Origin of the sequence: Dyella kyungheensis (assembly GCF_049913195.1) — a bacterium.
GTDB lineage: Bacteria > Pseudomonadota > Gammaproteobacteria > Xanthomonadales > Rhodanobacteraceae > Dyella > Dyella kyungheensis.
In genome coordinates this window covers 3,502,347-3,522,807 of the sequence record NZ_CP183983.1, presented here as the reverse complement: position 1 = coordinate 3,522,807, position 20,461 = coordinate 3,502,347, and the positions used below count along the sequence as shown (strand labels likewise).

The 20,461-nt window shown below is 65.3% G+C and carries 17 protein-coding genes and 1 tRNA gene; 15 read left to right on the top strand and 3 right to left on the bottom strand.

Annotation, left to right across the window (positions count from 1 at the left end):
• Positions 1-25 precede the first annotated feature (25 nt).
• Positions 26-886 carry a tRNA glutamyl-Q(34) synthetase GluQRS gene (gene gluQRS / locus ACN9MB_RS15905; RefSeq protein WP_426269559.1) on the bottom strand — a complete coding sequence of 287 codons (861 nt, stop codon included), beginning with the start codon at positions 884-886 and terminating at the stop codon, positions 26-28.
• A 191-nt stretch (positions 887-1,077) separates the two neighbouring features.
• Between gluQRS and htpX the strand changes: the two genes are divergently transcribed.
• From htpX to ACN9MB_RS15875, 6 genes are all read left to right on the top strand, one after another.
• A complete protein-coding gene (gene htpX, locus ACN9MB_RS15900) occupies positions 1,078-1,977 on the top strand; it encodes a protease HtpX (protein ID WP_204634154.1) in 900 nt (299 codons plus the stop codon).
• Positions 1,978-2,079: 102 nt separating this feature from the next.
• Complete coding sequence (gene htpG / locus ACN9MB_RS15895; RefSeq protein ID WP_426269558.1) at positions 2,080-3,951, top strand: molecular chaperone HtpG; 1,872 nt, start codon at positions 2,080-2,082, stop codon at positions 3,949-3,951.
• A gap of 151 nt (positions 3,952-4,102) precedes the next feature.
• Positions 4,103-5,005, top strand: a complete 903-nt coding sequence (locus ACN9MB_RS15890) for an AEC family transporter (RefSeq protein WP_426269557.1) — start codon at positions 4,103-4,105, stop codon at positions 5,003-5,005.
• 9 nt (positions 5,006-5,014) lie between these two features.
• Positions 5,015-5,371, top strand: coding sequence for a DUF4440 domain-containing protein (locus tag ACN9MB_RS15885; RefSeq protein ID WP_204634157.1), 357 nt, complete (start codon positions 5,015-5,017; stop codon positions 5,369-5,371).
• A 151-nt stretch (positions 5,372-5,522) separates the two neighbouring features.
• Complete coding sequence (locus tag ACN9MB_RS15880) at positions 5,523-5,918, top strand: RNA-binding S4 domain-containing protein (protein ID WP_426271933.1); 396 nt, start codon at positions 5,523-5,525, stop codon at positions 5,916-5,918.
• Positions 5,919-6,023: 105 nt separating this feature from the next.
• Positions 6,024-6,605 (top strand): response regulator, encoded by a 582-nt coding sequence (locus ACN9MB_RS15875; protein WP_204634159.1) that lies wholly within the window; start codon positions 6,024-6,026, stop codon positions 6,603-6,605.
• 69 nt (positions 6,606-6,674) lie between these two features.
• Here the strand turns inward: ACN9MB_RS15875 and ACN9MB_RS15870 are convergent, their stop codons facing one another.
• Positions 6,675-8,117 carry a catalase gene (locus ACN9MB_RS15870; RefSeq protein ID WP_426269556.1) on the bottom strand — a complete coding sequence of 481 codons (1,443 nt, stop codon included), beginning with the start codon at positions 8,115-8,117 and terminating at the stop codon, positions 6,675-6,677.
• A gap of 261 nt (positions 8,118-8,378) precedes the next feature.
• On the opposite strand from ACN9MB_RS15870, the gene ACN9MB_RS15865 reads away from it, so the two are divergent.
• Entirely contained in the window at positions 8,379-8,630 is a 252-nt protein-coding gene (locus ACN9MB_RS15865) for a hypothetical protein (protein WP_426269555.1), read from the top strand.
• Between the two features lie 53 nt (positions 8,631-8,683).
• Here the strand turns inward: ACN9MB_RS15865 and mutS are convergent, their stop codons facing one another.
• Complete coding sequence (mutS, locus tag ACN9MB_RS15860; protein ID WP_426269554.1) at positions 8,684-11,263, bottom strand: DNA mismatch repair protein MutS; 2,580 nt, start codon at positions 11,261-11,263, stop codon at positions 8,684-8,686.
• 205 nt (positions 11,264-11,468) lie between these two features.
• Between mutS and ACN9MB_RS15855 the strand changes: the two genes are divergently transcribed.
• From ACN9MB_RS15855 to ACN9MB_RS15820, 8 genes are all read left to right on the top strand, one after another.
• Positions 11,469-12,866, top strand: coding sequence for an amidohydrolase family protein (locus ACN9MB_RS15855; protein ID WP_426269553.1), 1,398 nt, complete (start codon positions 11,469-11,471; stop codon positions 12,864-12,866).
• Positions 12,853-13,995 (top strand): dipeptidase, encoded by a 1,143-nt coding sequence (locus ACN9MB_RS15850; RefSeq protein ID WP_426269552.1) that lies wholly within the window; start codon positions 12,853-12,855, stop codon positions 13,993-13,995. Before ACN9MB_RS15855 ends, ACN9MB_RS15850 begins: the two co-directional genes overlap by 14 nt.
• A gap of 70 nt (positions 13,996-14,065) precedes the next feature.
• The gene (locus ACN9MB_RS15845) at positions 14,066-14,572 is read left to right on the top strand and encodes a CinA family protein (protein WP_426269551.1); all 507 of its coding nucleotides are present in this window, start codon (positions 14,066-14,068) and stop codon (positions 14,570-14,572) included.
• 174 nt (positions 14,573-14,746) lie between these two features.
• Positions 14,747-15,778 (top strand): recombinase RecA, encoded by a 1,032-nt coding sequence (recA, locus tag ACN9MB_RS15840; RefSeq protein ID WP_204634164.1) that lies wholly within the window; start codon positions 14,747-14,749, stop codon positions 15,776-15,778.
• Positions 15,779-15,891: 113 nt separating this feature from the next.
• Positions 15,892-16,380 (top strand): regulatory protein RecX, encoded by a 489-nt coding sequence (locus tag ACN9MB_RS15835; RefSeq protein ID WP_426269550.1) that lies wholly within the window; start codon positions 15,892-15,894, stop codon positions 16,378-16,380.
• 82 nt (positions 16,381-16,462) lie between these two features.
• Positions 16,463-19,099 (top strand): alanine--tRNA ligase, encoded by a 2,637-nt coding sequence (alaS, locus tag ACN9MB_RS15830; RefSeq protein WP_426269549.1) that lies wholly within the window; start codon positions 16,463-16,465, stop codon positions 19,097-19,099.
• Between the two features lie 264 nt (positions 19,100-19,363).
• Entirely contained in the window at positions 19,364-19,570 is a 207-nt protein-coding gene (gene csrA / locus ACN9MB_RS15825; protein ID WP_426269548.1) for a carbon storage regulator CsrA, read from the top strand.
• 74 nt (positions 19,571-19,644) lie between these two features.
• Positions 19,645-19,737 (top strand) — tRNA-Ser (locus ACN9MB_RS15820).
• Positions 19,738-20,461: the final 724 nt, after the last annotated feature.

Here is a 20,461-nt window from a genome sequence, read left to right as displayed (position 1 = left end):
TGCGGTAGGTGGCGGCTGAACGCGTTTAGGCTGCAGCGCGTTCGCTGCAGTGCGGCAGCCGGTCCGGCGTGAAATGGTCGAGGGCATGTGCCAGCAGGCCGGCCGGATCGCGCGCCGTGGAAGAGACCGGCAGATCGAGGAAATCCAGCGCGCGACGGAGCGCAGGCAATGGATCGGTGGGGTCGACCGGATGGGCGCGCTCGGACTTGGACAGCTTGCGGCCGTCGCCATCGAGCGCCAGCGGCAGGTGCAGATAGGCGGGCGTGGGCAGCTTCAGGCAGCGCTGCAGAAAAATCTGGCGCGGCGTGGAATCGAGCAGGTCGTTGCCCCGCACCACCTCGGTGATGCCCTGGAAGGCATCGTCCACCACGCAAGCAAGCTGATAGGCGTAGTAGCCCTCCACCCGGCGTATCACGAAATCCCCGGCGCTCAGCCGCAGGTTCTGGTTCTGCGGGCCCTGCAGCGCATCCACGAAGCCGACCTCGATGTCCGGCACGTGCAGGCGCCAGGCGGGTTCGCGTCCATCGGCAGGGGCTGCCAGGCATTGTCCGTCCAGATGCAGTCCCCCGGCGAGGTCGTTGCGGCTGCACCAGCAGGGAAAGACCATCCCGGCGGCCTTGAGCTGCTCGAAGGCCGCCTCATAGGCTGCATGACGCTGCGACTGAAACAGTGCGGGCTGATCCGCCGCCAGGCCGAAGGCGGGCAGGGCGGCCAGGATGCTTTCCGCGGAGCCGGGCATCTCGCGCGGCGGATCGATGTCTTCCACGCGCAGCAGCCAGGCGCCCCCCGCGTGTCGGGCGCACAACCAGCTGCCCACGGCGGCCACGAGGGAACCGAAATGGAGATGGCCGGTCGGAGAGGGAGCGAATCGTCCGCGGTAGTTCATCGGGCCATTTTACGGGTGGGGCGGCTCCTTGCAGGAGCGGTCCTATGTCATGTGTAGCTGACGCGTTGTTGAAGCCTTGGCAGCTGCACTGAAGATTCCCGGCTCATGGCCCTTGAAACCGCAAGATTTCGCCACGATCCTTCCACCACGGCCAAGCCGTATCCCCTTTCATGACTGCCCGAGAGACAGCCATGCGTCGCATCGCATTGTTCCTGCTTACCAATATCGCCGTCCTGTTCCTGCTGAGCATCGTCTGCCGCCTGTTCGGCATCGATCAGTGGGCCGCCGCCCGAGGCTACGGCGGCATGGGCGGCTTGCTGCTCTATGCCGCGGTATTTGGCATGGGCGGCGCCTTCATCTCGCTGGCCATGTCCAAGTGGATGGCGAAGATGTCCACCGGCGCCCGCGTGATCGAGCAGCCGCAAAACGAAGCCGAGCGCTGGCTGCTGGACACCGTGCGCCGCCACGCCCAGGCCGCCGGCATCGGCATGCCCGAGGTGGCGATCTACGACGCGCCGGAAATGAACGCGTTCGCCACCGGCATGACCAAGAACAGCTCGCTGGTCGCGGTGAGCACCGGCTTGCTGCAGCAGATGGATCGCGAGCAGGTGTCCGCCGTGCTCGGCCACGAGATCGGCCACGTCGCCAACGGCGACATGGTCACGCTGACCCTGATCCAGGGCGTGGTGAACACGCTGGTGATCGTGGCGGCCCGCGTGGTCGGCCGCCTGGTCGACAGCTGGCTGTCCGGCGGTCGCGACCGCGACGGCGGTGGCGGCATCGGCTACTTCGTCTCGGTGCTGGTGCTGCAGCTGGTGTTCGGCCTGTTCGCCTCGATGATCGTGTCGGCCTTCTCGCGCTGGCGCGAATTCCGCGCCGATGCCGCCGGCGCCAAGTTTGCCGGTCGCGGTGCCATGATCTCGGCGCTGCAGCGCCTGCAGGTACAGCACGGCGAGAGCACGTTGCCGCAGACCATCGCCGCGTTCGGCATCTCCGGCCATCTGGCCACCGGCTTCAAGCGCCTCTTCATGAGCCACCCGCCGCTGGAAGAGCGCATTGCCGCCCTGCAGAACGCGTCGGCCAACGCCTGATTTCACCCGCTTTCGCACCGAGAGCGGGCATCATAAGGGGCCGATTTATCGGCCCCTTCGCTTGTCCCTTCCTTCGACTGACCTTTGCATGAGTCTTTTCGCATGACGAACAACGCCCCCGAAACCCGCAAGTTCGAAGCCGAAGTCGCCCAGGTCCTGCATCTGGTCACGCACTCGCTCTATTCGCACAAGGAAATCTTCCTGCGCGAACTGATTTCCAACGCCTCCGATGCGTGCGACAAGCTGCGCTTCGAGTCGATTGCCCATCCCCACCTGCTGTCCGGCGACGGCGAATTGCAGATCGACGTGAGTTGGGACCCGCAGGCGCGCACCGTCACCGTGCGCGACAACGGTATCGGCATGGGCCGCGATGAAGTGGTTGCCAACATCGGCACCATCGCCAGCTCCGGCACGCGCCGCTTCCTCGAGGCGATGAGCGCGGAACAGAAAACCGACGCGCGCCTGATCGGCCAGTTCGGCGTCGGCTTCTACTCCTCGTTCGTGGTGGCCGACCGCGTCACCGTGCTGAGCCGTCGCGCCGATCTGCCGGCGAGCGAGGGCGTGAAGTGGGAGAGCGATGGCAAGGGCGAATATAGCCTGGCCCAGGTGGATCTGCCCGAGCGTGGCACGGCGGTGATCCTGCACCTGAAGGCCGACGAGGACGAGTTCCTCAAGGGCTGGGAGCTGCGCTCGCTGATCCGCAAGTACTCCGATCACGTCGCGTTCCCGATCCGTTGCCCGAAGGAAGAAGACGGCAAGCCGACCGGCGAGTGGGAGACCGTCAACGATGCCTCGGCGCTGTGGACCAAGCCGCGCAACGAGATTTCCGACGAGGACTACCAGAGCTTCTACAAGTCGCTGGGCCACGACTTCAACGATGCGCTGGCGTGGACGCACAACCGCGTCGAAGGCAGCCAGAGTTTCACCACGCTGCTGTACATCCCCGAGCAGCCGCCGTTCGACCTGATGATGGGCGGTCGCGACGAGCGCAAGGGCCTCAAGCTCTACATCAAGCGCGTCTTCATCATGGACGCCGCCGAAGAACTGCTGCCCAACTACCTGCGTTTCGTGCGCGGCGTGGTGGATGCGGACGATCTGCCGCTCAACGTGAGCCGCGAAATCCTGCAGCACAATCGCCAGCTGGAACGCATTCGCGCCGCCTGCGTGAAGCGCGTGCTCGACTTGTTGGAGAAGCTCTCGCGCGACGAGCCCGAGAAGTTCGCGACGTTCTACAAGGCCTTCGGCAACACCTTGAAGGAAGGCATCGCCGAGGATGCCGCCAACCGCGAACGCATCGCCAAGCTGCTGCGTTTTGCCTCGACCAAGGGCGACGGCGCAGCGCAGTCCGTGTCGCTCGATGACTACATCGGCCGCATGGCGATCGGCCAGGACACCGTGTGGTACATCACCGCCGACAGCTATACCGCCGCCGTGGGCAGCCCGCAGCTGGAAGCGTTCAAGGCCAAGGGCATCGAAGTGCTGCTGATGTCCGATCGCATCGACGAGTGGATGCTCAACAGCCTCACCGAATACAGCGGCAAGAAGCTGCGCAACGTGGCCAAGGGCGAACTGCCGTTGGACGAGGCGGACAAGAAGCAGCAGGAAGAGGCGAGCAAGGCGGCCGAGCCGCTGGTGCTCAAGCTCAAGGAACTGCTGGGCGATCGCGTGGGCGATGTGCGCGTGTCGGCGCGTCTGACCGATTCGCCGTCGTGCCTGGCGTTGTCCGATTATGAGATGGCACCGCATCTGGCCCGTTTGTTGCGCGAGGCGGGGCATGACGTTCCCGCGGCGAAGCCGACGCTGGAAGTGAATCCGCAGCATCCGTTGCTGAAGCGGGTCGAGGGCGAGAGCGATGCGGCGAAGTCTGCCGATCTGGCGAATCTGCTGCTGGATCAGGCGGAGATTGCGGCGGGGGCACAGTTGCCGGATCCGGCGGCATTCGTGCAGCGGTTGAATCGCCTGATCGCCGGTTAGTCCTCGCGATGCACCGCACTTCCCCCTCTCCCCTCTGGGGAGAGGGCCGGGGTGAGGGGCGGGTGCTCGCGGAAGCGTTTCATACAGGGCGGCTCAAGGCCCGCCCTGACACGGCCGCTATACTGCGGCCGTTTTGTTTTTCTGGAACCCCATGAGCGCGTTGCTCCTGCTATTCACCTGCCTTCTGCTGGGCGTGCTGGTTGCGCGGTTTGCCAAACCGCCGGCGGGTATCGTGCATGGGGTCAACTGGTGGGTGATCAACGTGGCGTTGCCGGCGCTGGTGTTGGCGCTGGTGCCCAAGGTGAAAGTGGACGCGCAGCTGTGGTTTCCCGTGGCGGCCATGTGGGTGACGTTCTTCGGTGCGTGGCTGCTGTTCGCCGTGCTGGGCAAGATGTTGAACTGGTCGCGCGAACGCATTGGCGCGCTCACGTTGGTCTGCGGCTTGGGCAATACCGCGTTCATGGGCTATCCGATGATGGAGGCCCTGCACGGCAAGCAAGGCCTGGCGCTTGCCGTGGTGGCCGATCAGCTGGGATGTTTTCCGCTGCTGTCGTCGGCCGGCGTGGCAGTGGCATCCATCTATGCGGGTCGATCGCCGCAAGCGGGCGTGATTGCGCGCCGCATTCTCACGTTCCCATCGTTCCTTGCCCTGCTGCTGGCCGTGATCGTGGGCGCGCTGGGCGGCTGGCCGCCGCTGTTAGATGATGTCTTCACGCCCATCGGCGCCACGCTCACGCCGCTGGCGCTGTTTTCGGTAGGTTTGCAGTTCAAGTTCCATCTGGGCGAACGCCAGCTGCCAGCCGTGCTGTTGGGTCTGGGATGGAAGCTGCTGCTCGCGCCCCTCGTAGCCGTGTTGCTGGGCGTGGCGGCAGGCGTCGGCGGTCTCACCTTGACGGTGGGTGTGTTGCAGGCGGGCATGGCGCCGATGATTTCCGCCGCGATTCTGGCCGACGAATACAAGCTGGAGCCGTCGCTCGCCAATACCCTGCTGGGTGCGGGCATCGTGTTGTCGCTGATCACCATTCCGCTGGGCAATCTGCTGCTGGGCGGCTGAGGAAATCTCATGGATATCGCTGCACATCTGTTCGATCTGGAAACGCAATTGCACCGGCAGGAGGTGCGCGCCGATGAAGCGGCGCTGCGGCGGCTGATCGCCGAGGAGTTCTTCGAGTTCGGCGTCTCCGGCACCGTGTGGACGCGCGATGCGATCGTCGAGGCACTGCGCGGCGAAGCCTTTTCGCCACGTGAAGTCACCGATTTCAAGGTGACCATGCTGGCTGACGGGGTGGCCCTGGTGACCTACCGCGGGCATCGGTTCGCCACGCCGCAGCGGCCCGCGTCGGACTCGTTGCGCAGCTCGATCTGGCGTTTGCGCGACGGGCAATGGCAGATGCTGTTCCACCAGGGCACCGTGCTGTAGAGCCACCAACCGCCCCCTTGTGGGAGCGCACTTGTGCGCGACGGGGCGCTTCGATCGACCTCATGCCGTGGCATCGCGAAAAGCTGTCGCGCACAAGTGCGCTCCCACAATGGCAGCTACAAGGTGGGTCGGACTGCGCGACAATGGCGGCATGTCACAGCCCTCATCCCCCACATCCCCCGTACGCGCCGATGTATGGCTCTGGGCCGCGCGTTTCTTCAAGACTCGCAGCCTCGCCAAGCAGGCCATCGACGGCGGCAAGATCGACCTCAACGACGGCAGCTGCAAGCCCGCCAAGGCGGTTCAGGTCGGCGATGTATTTCGCATCCACCGCGGTGAGGAAAGGCTCGAAGTGGAAGTGCTGGCGCTGTCGGAAAAACGTGGCCCGGCCAGTGCCGCGCAGGCGCTTTATCGCGAAAGCGAGGCCAGCATCGCCGCCCGCGAGGCGGCGAAGGCTCAGCGTAAGTTATTGGGCACCATGGCCCCGCCAGGGCGTCCGGACAAGCAGGCACGTCGAGAATTGCGACGGCTTAAGGATTCCATGTGAGTCACCCATCTCAGAACGCATAGCCGTTCTGCGCAAGCATGTCCTCCACGGAAGACCGCGCGGGCGCGCGGTCTTCCCACAGGGATAAGCAGTGGGAGGGCGACAATGGCGGGCATGGGATTCCTGAAGCGACTGCTTTCGAGCGCGACGCCGGGGCAGGGCGAGCAGACGTGGCGCAAGACCACGCATGGTGCACGGATACTGGTGGTGGACGATTCGGCGACCATTCGCGCCGTGCTCGGCCGCATGCTGGAAGTGGACGGTTACGAAGTCGTGCGCGCGGCCGACGGCGAGAGCGCGCTGGAGATGGCGCGTGCCGAGCCGCCGGCGATGATCTTCCTGGACATCGTGCTGCCGGGCATGAACGGCTTCGCCGTGCTGCGCGCGCTGCGCCACGATCCGGCCACGCAGCATGTGCCCATCGTGATGATCAGCGGCAACCAGCAGGCGACGGAGCAGTTCTACGTGCAGCGCTTCGGTGCCGACGATTTCATCAGCAAGCCGTTCGGACAGTCGGAAGTGGCGCGCAGTATCGATCGTCTGGTGGGCTTCGGCCGGCTTTCGGCGCGCGAAGCGGCGAAAGTGGTGTCGCTGCCGGTCTCGGTGCCAGTGGAAACCATCCCGGCCATGCTGGCCAATGCCACCGACGAACCCGCACCGATCGACGTGCCTGAAATGGCGGCCTGAGCGTTCTCCGCGCAGGAAAACCAAGGGCGACGCTCTCGCGAGACGTCGCCCTTGTCGTTTGCACCATCGTCAGAGCGTGATGCCCACCGCCTTCGCCACGCCTGCGCCGTAGGCAGGATCGGCCTTGCTGAAGTGACCGAGCTGGCGGCGGATGATAGCTTCCGGCACGCCTTGCATGGCCGCGGCAATGTTGCGGAACAGTTGCTGTTGCTGATCTGCACTCATCAGGCGGAACAGATCGCCCGGCTGGGTGTAATCGTCATTGCCTTCGCGATGGTTGTAGCGATCGGCATCGCCTGAAATCGTCAGCGGCGGCTCCTGTGCCGACTTGTCTTCCACCGGTCCGTCGAACGAGTTCGGCTCGTAGTTCACGCTACCGCCGCCGTTGCCGTCGAATCGCATCTGGCCGTCGCGGTAGTAGTTGTGCACCGGGCAGCGCGGACGATTGATCTCCAGCGCCTCGTGGTTGGTGCCCAGGCGATGGCGGGCAGCGTCCGCGTAGGAAAAGATGCGGAACTGCAGCATCTTGTCGGGGCTGTGGCTGATGCCGGGAATCACGTTCGCCGGCGAGAAGCTCGACTGTTCCACTTCGCCGAAGTAGTTGTCCGGATTGCGGTTGAGTTCCAGCACGCCCACTTCGATCAACGGATAGTCCTTGTGCGGCCACACCTTGGTGAGGTCGAACGGGTTGTACGGCGTGTCCTGCGCTTCGGCTTCCGGCATCACCTGCACGTACATCGTCCACTTCGGGAAATCCTTGCGCTCGATCGCCTGGTAGAGGTCGCGCTGGTGCGACTCGCGGTCCTGGCCGATCACTCCGGCCGCTTTCTCGTTGGTCCAGTTCTCGATGCCTTGCTGCGTCTTGAAATGGAACTTCACCCAATAGCGTTCGCCCAGGTCGTTCCAGAAGCTGTAGGTATGGCTGCCGAAGCCGTGCATGTGGCGCAGCGTGGCAGGCAGGCCGCGATCGCTCATCAGGATGGTCACCTGGTGCAGCGTTTCCGGCGACAGCGACCAGAAATCCCACATGGCGGTGGGGTTGCGCAGATTGGTGCGCGGGTCGCGTTTCTGCGTGTGGATGAAATCGGGGAACTTGTACGGATCGCGCACAAAGAAGATCGGTGTGTTGTTGCCGACCAGATCCCAGTTGCCTTCCTCGGTGTAGAACTTGATGGCGAAGCCGCGCACATCGCGCTCGGCGTCCGCCGCGCCGCGCTCGCCGGCTACAGTGGAGAAGCGCAGGAACAGCGGCGTCTTCGTGCCGGGCTTGAACAGCCTGGCGCGGGAATACCGGGTGATGTCGTGCGTGATGATCAGCGTGCCATGCGCGGCCGAACCCACCGCATGCACCACGCGTTCGGGAATGCGTTCGCGATTGAAATGGGCGTGCTTCTCGAACAGCTGGTGGTCCTGCACCAGCAGCGGTCCACGCGGGCCGGCGGTGAGAGCGTTCTGGTTATCGGGAACGGCGGCGCCGGAGGCGGTGGTGAGGGTCTTGCGAGGGGTGGTCATGCGTGGGCTCCTTGCGTGGGGATGGCTGGCGATGGCTGGCTTGACCCCGACTCTAGGTAGCTCGACTCATTTACGGAATTCGTTTGTTCTGATGTAACTCATAGCCGTGGCCTATGGGTCGGTCGCAATTGTTTCAGGACAAGGCGCAGTCGTTGGGAAATGACGCCGTTGGCGAATCGGCTGGCACGACACAAGGGCTTTCACGCACACGCGACCCGGCGTGGCTGACGATGCCTGCCTTCATTCCCGCGGAGATGTGTCGTGGCAGAGAGCATCCAGGAAGGCGACATGGTTTTCGTGGCCGACGGCGAGGATGGCATCGGCTCGGTGCGCCGGCTGCTGGCAGGTGGCCACGCGCTGCTCGTCTATATCGAGAACGGCGGCGACTTCGAAATACCGGTGAGCGCCGTGCGCGCCGTGCATTCAGGCAAGGTGGTGCTCGACCTCGATCATCTGCCGACGCCGGTGCTCGAAGCGATCGGTAACGCGCGCAAGTCGGAATATCCGCACTAGATCGCGGCGAGCGACATCGACTCGCGCATCGGCGAGCCGATGTCTGCTGCTGCTCAACCCAGCGACTTGAGCCGATAGAGCGCTTCCAGCGCCTCGCGCGGCGTCAGGGCGTCGGGATCGATGCCTTCCAGCGCGCGCTCCACCACCGACGGTGCAGCGGCGAACAGGCCCATCTGCGGCGACTCCTGCGCCGGCGTCTTGGTAACAGCGGCCGAGGCATGTTGATGCATGCCGCGTTCGAGTTCGGCCAGCGTGCGGCGTGCGTCGGCAATCACCGTCTTCGGCAAACCCGCCAGCGCGGCCACCTGCAGGCCGAAGCTGCGATTGGCGGGGCCTTCCTTCACCGCATGCATGAACACCAGTTGCTCGCCGTATTCCACCGCGTCCAGGTGCACGTTGGCGATGGAGGCGTACTCGTTGGCCAGTTCGGTGAGTTCGAAGTAATGCGTAGCGAACAGCGTGTACGAGCGGCTGCTGGCGGCCAGATGCACGGCGGCTGCGCGGGCAAGCGCGAGGCCGTCGTAGGTGCTGGTGCCGCGGCCCACTTCGTCCATCAGCACCAGGCTGTGCTCGGTGGCGTTGTGCAGGATGTTGGCCGTCTCGCTCATTTCCACCATGAAGGTGGACTGGCCGCGCGACAGGTCGTCGCCCGCGCCGATGCGGGTGAATACGCGATCGATCGGACCGATCACCGCGCGCGACGCCGGCACGTAGCTGCCGATATGCGCCAGCAGCACGATCAGCGCGTTCTGGCGCATGTAGGTGGATTTACCGCCCATGTTCGGGCCGGTGATCACCAGCATGCGGCGGCTGTCGTCCAGCACCAGGTCGTTCGGTTCGAACGGTTCCTCGCGTACTTTTTCCACCACCGGATGACGGCCGCGCTCGATCGCGATGCCCGGTTCGTCGGTGAGTTCGGGCACGCTCCAGTCCAGCGTGATGGCACGCTCGGCCAGCGTCGCCACCACGTCCAGTTCGGCCATGGCGGAGGCGGCGCTCTTGAGCGGCTCCAGGTGCGCGGTCAGCGTGTCGAGCAGCGCTTCGTACAGCGCTCGCTCGCGCATCAGCGAGCGTTCCTTGGCCGAGAGCACCTTGTCCTCGAAGTTCTTCAGTTCTTCGGTGATGTAGCGTTCGGCGTTCTTAGTGGTCTGGCGGCGCGTGTAATGCGTGGGCGCCTTGTCGGCCTGGCCCTTGCTGATCTCGATGTAGTAGCCGTGCACGCGGTTGTAGCCCACCTTCAGCGTGCTGATGCCACTGGCGGCTTTCTCGCGCTCTTCCAGCTCGACCAGGTACTGGTCGGCATGCGTGGCGAGGCGACGTAGTTCGTCGAGTTCGGCATCGTAGCCATCGGCGATGACGCCGCCGTCGCGTTGCAGGACGGGCGGTTGTTCCACCACCGCGCGAACGAGCAGGGCAGCGGTCTCGGCGTGATCGCCGATGCGCTCGACCAGCGCGTGCAACAGCGGGCTGTCGAGCGAGGCGATCAGGCCGCGCAAGGACGGTGCGGCAGCCAGGCCATCGCGCAGCGTCGACAGGTCGCGCGGCCGCGCCGAGCGCAAGGCCACGCGTGCCAGGATGCGTTCCAGATCGCCGATGCTGCGCAACTGCTCGCGCAACGATTCGTGCTGGCGTTGATCGATCAAGCTGCCGATGGCCTGATGGCGCGCGCGCAACAGCTCGCGCGAGCGCAGCGGACGATTGAGCCAGCGGCGCATCAGGCGCGCGCCCATCGGGGTGACGGTTTCGTCCAGCACGCCGAGCAAGGTGTGTTCGGTGCGCCCGCTGGGGTGCGTGTCGAGTTCGAGATTGCGGCGTGTGGCGGCATCCAGCGAGATGGTGTCGCCGGCGCTTTCCACCGACATGCCGGAGATATGCGGCAGCGCGCTCTTCTGCGTTTCTTCCACATAGCCGAGCAGGCAACCCGCGGCGGCCACCGCGAGCGGCAGGCGATCGACGCCGAAACCGCCGAGATCGCGCGTGCCGAAGAAGCGGTTGAGTTCGCGCTTGGCCGCATCGCCGTCGAAATGCCACGGCGGACGCTTGCGCAGGCCGGGCAGGGCGCTGACCAGTTTCGGCCACGCCACATCCTCGCCCACCAGCGTTTCCGCCGGCTGCAGGCGCGCCAGTTCCGAGGCGAGCGCTTCGGCGCTCGGCACTTCGCTGAGCAGGAAACGGCCGCTGGCCAGATCCACCCACGCCAGGCCATAGGCGCCATGCGCACCGGCCGCGATGGACATCAGCAGATTGTCGCGGCGTTCTTCCAGCAGCGCGGCATCGGTCACCGTGCCCGGCGTGACGATGCGCACCACCTTGCGTTCCACCGGACCCTTGGAGGTGGCCGGATCGCCGATCTGCTCGCAGATCGCCACCGACTCGCCCAGCCGCACCAGCCGCGCCAGGTAGTTCTCGGCCGCGTGGTAAGGCACGCCGGCCATGGGAATCGGTTGGCCGCCCGACTGGCCGCGCTGGGTCAGCGTGATGTCCAGCAGCCGCGCGGCCTTGCGCGCGTCGTCGTAGAACAGCTCGTAGAAATCGCCCATCCGGAAGAACAGCAGCACCTCCGGGTGCGCCGCCTTGGCGGTCAGGTATTGGCGCATGAAAGGGGTGTGGCTTTCGAAATCCTGGGCGACCATAACGTGCTGTTCTGTCGGGCCTTAGAGTGAAACCGGCCATGGCGGGACGGCGCTGCGCGCCGTTTGAAAAATGCTCGCCAAGATAACCGAATTGGCCTGCCATGTATCCCGCGGGGACACGGTTCGGCGGGCGGGCTTGGCATAGCCGGTGTTTGCCGCGGATGTCCTTGTGATGGGCGGAATCGGATGTGTAGGATCGACCGCTATGCATAGACGCCTACGTTCCGCGACCCCACTGCTGACAGCGCTGCTCGTCGCGCTGTGTGCTTCCGCTGCTTTCGCCGCCGACAAGGAGGCCAAGCCGTCGCCTGCCGATGCGCTCACGCTCTATGCCGGCGCGACCATCATCGACGGCACCGGCGCCCCGGCAGAGCACGATCAGGACATCCTGGTGCGCGGCGAACGCATCGTGGCAGTGGGACCGCGCGGATCGCTGGCAGAGGCCAAAGGCGCCACGGTGAAAACCGTCGACCTGCACGGCCGCTATGTGATCCCGGGCCTGATCGACAGCCACGTGCACATCGCCACGCCGCCCAACCCGAAGCGTGCGCAGGCGATCCTGCGGCGCAATCTCTATGCCGGCGTCACCGCCGTGCGCGACATGGCCGACGATCTGCGTTCGGTCGGCGAACTGGCGCGCGAGGCGCGTACCGGCGAGATTCCCTCGCCCGACATCTACTACGCGGTGGTGATGGCCGGCCCGGAGTTCTTTGCCGATCCACGCGTGGCCGCGGCCAGCTACGGCGTCAAGCCGGGCACCAGCCCGTGGATGCAGTCGATCGACGGGAAGACCGATCTGCGCGAGGCGGTGACACTGGCGCGCGGCACCTCGGCCACGGCCCTCAAGGTCTATGCCGACCTGCCGCCGGAGCTGGTGAAGGCGATCACGGCCGAGGCGCATCGCCAGCACATGATGGTGTGGGCGCACAGCGCCGTGTTTCCCACGCGTCCGGCGGACGTGATCGACGCCGGCGTCGATGTGGTCAGCCACGCCTGCTACCAGGCCTATCAGCTGGAACCGGTGATGCTCAAAGCCTATGAGGATCACACGCCGTTCCACGAGGACTTGCTGGCCAAGAACGGCGACGATCCGGTGATGGCCGGCCTGTACCGCGACATGCTCAAGCACGGCACGATTCTCGATGCCACCGGCAGCCTGTTCGTTCAGTACGACGCCGAACGCAAGGCGCATCCGGATCGCCGGCCGCTGCGCTGCACGGGGCCCACCACGATCCGTCTGGTCCGCCAGGCGTGGCAGGCCGGCGTGCCGATCTCGGCGGGGACCGACAGCGACCCCGACTTCAAGCACGTTTGGCCGTCCGTTTACGACGAGATCTTTTTCCTCACCCATGACGTCGGCATGCCGCCACTGCAGGCCATCCGTTCGGCCACGCTGATCGGCGCCGAAGCGGCAGGGCAGGCCAAGGATATGGGTTCGATCGAAGCGGGCAAGCTGGCGAATTTCGCCGTGCTCACCGCCGATCCGCTGAAGGACATCGGCAACCTCCGCAGCATCCGCATGACGGTGAAGCGCGGCCATGCCTATCCGCGCGCCGACTACCGGCAGGTGACGAAAGAGGAGATGGGCGATGACGACGATTGATCGGCGGACCTTCCTGACCGGCATGAGCTGGGCGGCCGCGGCGTCGTTGCTGCCATGGGATGCCCGTGGCGCAGTGCAAGCAGATGCGGGCGCGCGCAACGGCGGCATCATCGTCAACGCGCTGGGCGGACTGGGTGATCCCAACCTCGGTTCCAATGCGCTGGTACCCGAACTGACGCCGCGCGTGCTCGCCGAAGCGCATGCCTCGGGCCTGACGGCGGTGAACATCACGCTGGGCTATGTGTCCGGTCCCGACGATCCGTTCGAGGCCAGCGTGCGCGACATCGCCGCCACCGATGCGCTGGTGCGCGGGCACGCGGGCGACGTGATGAAGATACTCACGGCGGCCGACATCCGCCGGGCCAAGGCCGAGCGCAAGGTCGGCCTGATCTACGGCTTCCAGAACGGCGCGATGATGGGCAAGGACGCCAAACGCGTCGACATTTTCGCGGACCTTGGCGTACGCGTATTCCAGCTCACCTACAACCCGGCCAACCAGCTGGGCGATGGTTCGATGGCCAAGGAAAACCGAGGTCTGACGCCGTTTGGCCGCGAGGTGGTGGCGCGGCTCAATGCCTGCCGCGTGATGGTGGATCTTTCGCACAGCGGCGAGCAGACCTGCCTGGAAGCGGCGCGGGTATCCACGGCGCCCATCTCTATCAATCACACCGGTTGCCGCGCGGTGACCGATCTGCCGCGCAACAAGACCGATGCCGAACTTCGCCTGGTGGCGGAGAAGGGCGGTTTCGTCGGCATCTACTTCATGCCGTTCCTCAATGCCTCGGGCCATGCCCACGCCGACGACGTGGTGGCGCATATCGATCATGCGGTGAAGGTGTGCGGCGAGGATCATGTCGGCATCGGCACCGATGGCTCGGTGACCCAGATCGACGATCTGCAGGCCTACCAGGCGGAGCTGGCCAAGGAGATCGCGCAGCGCCGCGCGGCCGGCATCAGCGCGGCGGGCGAGCGGCCCGATACCTATCCCTTCGTGGTCGACCTGCGTGGGCCGCAGCAATTCCACCGGCTGGCGCAGTTGCTGGCGCAAAAGGGCTACTCCAGCGGGCGGATCGAAAAAATCCTGGGGCTCAACTTCCTGCGCTACGCCCAGACCGTCTGGGGCAGCTGACCGGACTCTTGGCGGAATGGCGCAGTCGGGGTAGAACGGTCGGCTTCCGTCCGTGTCCCCAGGAATCCCCATGACTGTGCCTGTCCCCACCGACGCCGATCTGTATGCCCTGGCCGAGCAGGTGGCCGCCGCCGCCCAGCAGCGTCGCCTGATGTTGGTGACCGCCGAATCGTGCACCGGCGGCTGGATCGCCAAGGCGCTCACCGATCTGCCCGGCAGTTCCGCCTGGTTCGACGCGGGCGTGGTCACCTACAGCTACGGCGCCAAGGAAGCCCTGCTGGGCGTCAACCCGCGGACGCTGGAACGAACGGGAGCCGTCAGCGAGGAAACCGCGCTGGAGATGGTCTCGGGCGCGCTGGCGCGATTTGGCGCCGGCATGGCCGTGGCGGTCACCGGTATCGCCGGGCCTACCGGCGGCACACCCGATAAGCCGGTCGGCACCGTGTGGATCGGCTGGAAGCGGCGCGGCGGTTACGCCCACGCCACCCTGTTCCATTTCGCCGGCGACCGCGAGGCGGTGCGCCGTCAGACCGTGGCCGCGGCGCTCAATGGCGTCATCAAGGCGCTGACGGATTGAGTCGAAGGGCGGCCGCGGACTCGCTTGACCGGTATGGGATACTCGTGGGGCCTGTGAGCACGAGCAACGCGGGCTACGCGGATCGTGCTTACAGACCCCACTCACAGATCGCAGCCCGTGAGACCAGCCGCGGGCATCATGTCCTCATTCACTGCCACTCCGGGATTCAAGACGATGGATGACAACAAGCGCAAGGCGCTCACTTCCGCCCTCGGCCAGATCGAGAAGCAATTTGGCAAGGGCGCCGTCATGCGCCTGGGTGATCGCGTCGACGACGCCATCGACACCGTGTCCACCGGCTCGCTGGGCCTGGATATCGCGCTCGGCATCGGCGGTCTGCCGCGCGGCCGCGTGGTCGAGATCTACGGCCCGGAGTCCTCGGGCAAGACCACGCTGACCCTGCAGGTCATCGCCAACTGCCAGAAGAACGGCGGCACCGCCGCATTCGTGGACGCCGAGCACGCGCTCGATCCCACCTACGCCGCCAAGCTGGGCGTCAACGTGGAAGACCTGCTGGTCTCCCAGCCCGACACCGGCGAACAGGCGCTGGAAATCGCCGACATGCTGGTGCGCTCCGGCGCGGTGGACGTGGTGGTGGTCGACTCGGTCGCCGCGCTCACGCCCAAGGCTGAAATCGAAGGCGAAATGGGCGATTCCCACGTCGGCCTGCACGCCCGCTTGATGAGCCAGGCGCTGCGCAAGCTCACCGCCAACATCAAGAAGTCCAACTGCCTGGTGATCTTCATCAACCAGATCCGCATGAAGATCGGCGTGATGTTCGGCAGCCCGGAAACCACCACCGGCGGCAACGCGCTGAAGTTCTACGCCTCGGTGCGCCTGGATATCCGCCGCATCGGCGCGGTGAAGAAGGGCGAAGAAGTGATCGGTTCGGAAACCCGCGTCAAGGTGGTCAAGAACAAGGTGGCGCCGCCGTTCCGCCAGGCCGAGTTCGAGATCCTCTACGGCGAGGGCACCTCGCGCGAAGGCGAGATCATCGAGCTGGGCGTGGCGCAGAACCTGATCGACAAGTCCGGCGCCTGGTACAGCTACAAGGGCGACCGCATCGGCCAGGGCAAGGAGAACGTGCGCCAGTTCCTGCGCGACAACCCGGCCATCGCCAACGAAGTGGACGCCGAACTGCGCGCCCGCCTGTTGGTCAGCAACGGCACCTCGCCGCTGCCGGCAGTGGAAACCGAAGAAGCCTGATCGGGCACCAGGCACACGCCGGGCCGCGCTCGCGCACGGTCCGGCGTGTGCCGTTCCCGTTCAGAAGGGTGGCGCTCGCCGCCTTTCTGGAGGCAAGGCCATAGGCTTTACCCATGCCGCGAGAACCCGATGACAAACCCAAGACCTCGGCCTATGACCGGGCCCTGGGTTTGCTTGCGCGTCGCGAGCACTCGCGCCGCGAGCTCAAGCTGAAGCTGAAGCAGAAAGGCTACGAAGGCGGCGAAGCCGGCGAGGCCATCGACCGCCTGGGCGAGCAGCGTTACCAGGACGACGAACGCTTCGCCCACTCGCTGGTGCGCAGCCGGGTGGCGCAGGGCTACGGCCCCATGCGCGTGCGGGCGGAATTGAAGAGCCACGGCCTGTCCGACGCGCGTATCCGGGCCGTGCTGGAAGAGGAAGCGGTGGACTGGGATGCCAGTGCGCTGGCGCAGCTCAGGCGTCGTTTTGGCGGCAAATCGCCGCCGGATCACGCAGAAAAGGCACGTCGGGCGCAATTCCTCTTGCGTCGGGGCTTTCCCGCCGCCACAGTACGGAGTGTTACCCACGCCGACGTGGACGACGCAGCCGACGACGAAGCCTGACCTCCCCGCTGTTGGGGCGGGTCGCCGTCGTTTCGGCGGTGCTCCGAAGGCGTGACCCATTCGCCAGGTCCTCCCCAGCCGCATGAAAACCGCCGAAATCCGCTCGACCTTCCTCGAATACTTCCGCTCGAAAGGCCACACCATCGTGCCGTCGAGTTCCCTGGTGCCAGCCAGCGATCCCACGCTGCTGTTCACCAACTCGGGCATGGTGCAGTTCAAGAACGTATTCCTGGGCAGCGAGAAGCTGTCGTACGTGCGCGCGGCCGACGTACAGCGCTGCCTGCGTGCCGGCGGCAAGCACAACGACCTCGATGCGGTGGGCTACACCGCGCGCCACCACACCTTCTTCGAAATGCTGGGCAACTGGTCGTTCGGCGACTACTTCAAGCGCGACGCGATTGCGTTTGCCTGGGAGCTGTTGACGGGCGTGTTCAAGCTGCCCAAGGACAAGCTGTGGGTCACCGTCTATCACACCGATGACGAAGCCTTCGACCTGTGGAACAAGGACATCGGCGTGCCCGCCGAGCGCATCGTGCGCATCGGCGACAACAAGGGCGCGCCGTTCGCGTCGGACAATTTCTGGCAGATGGCCGACACTGGCCCCTGCGGTCCGTGCACGGAAATCTTCTACGACCACGGCGAAGACATCGCCGGTGGTCCGCCGGGTTCGCCGGATGAAGACGGCGACCGCTACATCGAAATCTGGAACCTGGTGTTCATGCAGTTCGACCGCGCGCCCGATGGCACGCTGTCGCCGCTGCCGGCGCCATGCGTCGACACCGGCATGGGCCTGGAGCGCCTCGCCGCGGTGCTGCAGCACGTGCATTCGAACTACGAGATCGACCTGTTCGAGCACCTGATCAAGGTCGCCGCCGAACTCACCGCGACGAAGGATCTGGCCAACAAGTCGCTGCGCGTGATCGCCGATCACATCCGCGCCTGCTCGTTCCTGATCGTCGACGGCGTGCTGCCGTCCAACGAAGGTCGCGGTTACGTGCTCCGCCGCATCATCCGTCGCGCGCTGCGCCACGGCTGGATGCTCGGCGTGCGCGGCGACTTCTTCTGGAAGATGGTGCAGCCGCTGGTCGAGGAAATGGGCGAGGCCTATCCGGAACTTGCGCAGAAACAGGCCTTCGTAGAAGACGCGTTGCGCACCGAAGAGCGCCGCTTCGGCGAGACGCTGGAAAACGGCATGCGCCTGTTCGATGCGGTGGCAGCGAAATCGAACGACAGCATTCCCGGTGCCGATGCCTTCCGCCTGTACGACACCTACGGCTTCCCGGTTGATCTCACCGCCGATATCGCGCGCGAGCGCGGCCTCACGGTGGACATGGACGGCTTCGAGCAGTCCATGAGGGAGCAGCAGGAGCGCAGCCGCGAAGGCGGCAAGTTCGAAGCCAAGGGGCAGATGCCGGCGGAGCTGGCCAGCCAGCTGCAGCCGACGGCGTTCCTCGGTTACGACGCGCTGATGAGCCAGGGCAGCAAGGTGGTCGGCATCGTGCGCGGCGGCAAGCAGTACGACCAGCTTGGCGAGGGCGAAGAAGCCCTGGTCATGCTCGATCGCACCCCGTTCTACGCCGAGTCCGGCGGCCAGGTGGGCGACACCGGCGTGCTGGTGAACGCGGCGGGTTCGTTCGCGGTGGCCGATACGCTCAAGATGGGCGGCGTGTTCTTCGGCCATGCCGGTCGTTGGAACGGCAAGCAGGCGCTGCGCGTAGGCGATGTCGTCGATGCCGACGTCGACGGCTCGCGCCGCCAGGCCATCGTGCTCAACCACTCGGCCACCCATCTGCTGCATGCGGCGTTGCGCAAGGTGCTCGGCGAGCATGTGACCCAGAAGGGTTCGCTGGTGGCGCCCGAGCGCCTGCGTTTCGACTTCTCCCATTTCAAGCCGATGAGCGCGGACGAACTGCGCCAGATCGAAGCGCTGGTGAATGCCGAGGTGCGCCGCAACGAGGCCGCCGAAGTGCATCACATGGGTTACAACGAGGCGATCGAATTCGGCGCCATGGCATTGTTCGGCGAGAAGTACGGCGACGAAGTGCGCGTGCTGAAGATGGGCGGCTTCTCCACCGAACTCTGCGGCGGCACCCACGTCAGCCGCACCGGCGACATCGGTCTGTTCAAGATCGTCAGCGAAGCGGGCGTCGCCTCCGGCGTGCGCCGCATCGAAGCAGTGACGGGTGCGGGTGCACTGGCGTATGTGGCCGACGAGGAGCGTCGACTGGGCGAGTTCGCCCAGTTGCTGTCCTCCAGCGGCGACGATGCGGTGGAGAAGCTCCGCCAGCTGTTCGACAAGCAGAAAAAGCTGGAGCGCGAACTCGAATCGTTGCGCGCCAAGGCCGCCGGTTCGGCCACCGCCGACCTAGCCTCCACGGCGAAGGAGGTGGCCGGTATCAAGGTCATCGCCGCCCGCCTGGAAGGGCTGGACGCCAAGGCGCTGCGCGACAGCATGGACCAGCTCAAGCAGCAACTGGGCGATTGCGTGGTGCTGCTGGCCGGTGCCGCCGATGGCCGCGTCTCGCTGGTCGCCGGCGTCAATGGCAAGGCACTGGGGCGCGTCAAGGCCGGCGATATCGTGGCCCACGTTGCTAGCCAGATCGACGGCAAGGGCGGCGGCCGCCCCGACATGGCCCAGGGCGGTGGCTCTGACCTGCCAGAATTGCCCGGCATTTTGGAGGGTTTGGCTGACTGGATCGGTCAGCGTTTGGCTGGCTGAGCAGGTCAACCTGCGGGAGTCCGTTGCCGTTTACGCATTGCGCTGCCATCGGACGCTCGGCTAGTATCCAAGCCACTGCTGGCACCGAACAGTTGCAACGGTGTCGCTCGACATGGCATCACAGGGGATGCCTCGTCTGTGTAACCGGTGGAAGGCGGTAGGGCCTTCGGCGGTAGCATCGTCGAAATGTTCAGGCGGTGAAGCTCAGGGGTGAGGTTTAACCGTCTGTGGGCCTGTGACCAAAGTATTCATGGAGTGGCAAACATGTTGATTCTGACCCGCAGGGTCGGTGAAACCTTGATGATCGGTGACGAGGTGACCGTTACCGTTCTCGGCGTCAAGGGCAACCAGGTGCGCATCGGTATTAATGCGCCTAAGAACGTTGCCGTGCATCGCGAAGAGATCTATCAGCGGATCAAGAGCGAGCACGAGCCGGATGGCACTGCCTCCGGCGGAACTGGCGAACACTGACAAGCAAGAAATGCTTTACCTCGAGCGCGCCGGTTAGTATCCTTGCCGGCTCCGCAGGAATGCGGACGAAAAACGGAGAGATGCCCGAGAGGCCGAAGGGGCTCCCCTGCTAAGGGAGTATAGGGTCAAAAGCCTTATCGAGGGTTCGAATCCCTCTCTCTCCGCCAGATACGCAAAAAGCCCCGCAAGGGGCTTTTTGCGTATCTGGCGGAGAGAGGTGGTGGACGAAACCTCCCGGGTTCGACAAATTTGTCAGGAACAAATTTGGACAGCCGAAGGCTGGCCCCGTAGCGCGCAAGCGCGGAGGGGTGAGGCCCATGGATGGGCCGAACAATCCCCACGTCCACGCTAACGCACACTTCAACGAAGCCCTGGGGCTTTTTGCGTATCTGGCGGAGAGAGAGTTGTGGACGAACCCACCGGTTCGACAAATTTGTCAGGAACAAATTTGGACAGCCGCAGGCTGGCCCCGGAGCGCGCAGGGGTGAGGCCCATGGATGGGCCGAACAATCCCCACCTCCACGCTAACGCGCACTTCAACGAAGCCCCGGGGCTTTTGCGTATCCGGCGGAGAGAGAGTTGTGGACGAACCCACCGGTTCGACAAATTTGTCAGGAACAAATTTGGACAGCCGCAGGCTGGCCCCGGAGCGCGAAGCGCGCAGGGGTGAGGCCCATGGATGGGCCGAACAATCCCCACCTCCACGCTAACGCACACTCCAACGAAGGACTGGGTTTTGCCTGTTTGAATCCTGGCCAGCCTCCGCACCAAACCCATGTGGGAGCGCGCTTGCGCGCGACCGCGGAGTCTCGTCGGCACCGCGCCGTTGGCTTGTCGCGCACAAGTGCGCTCCCACAAGTTGCTTCATCGCCATGCTGGACGTAGCGAGTA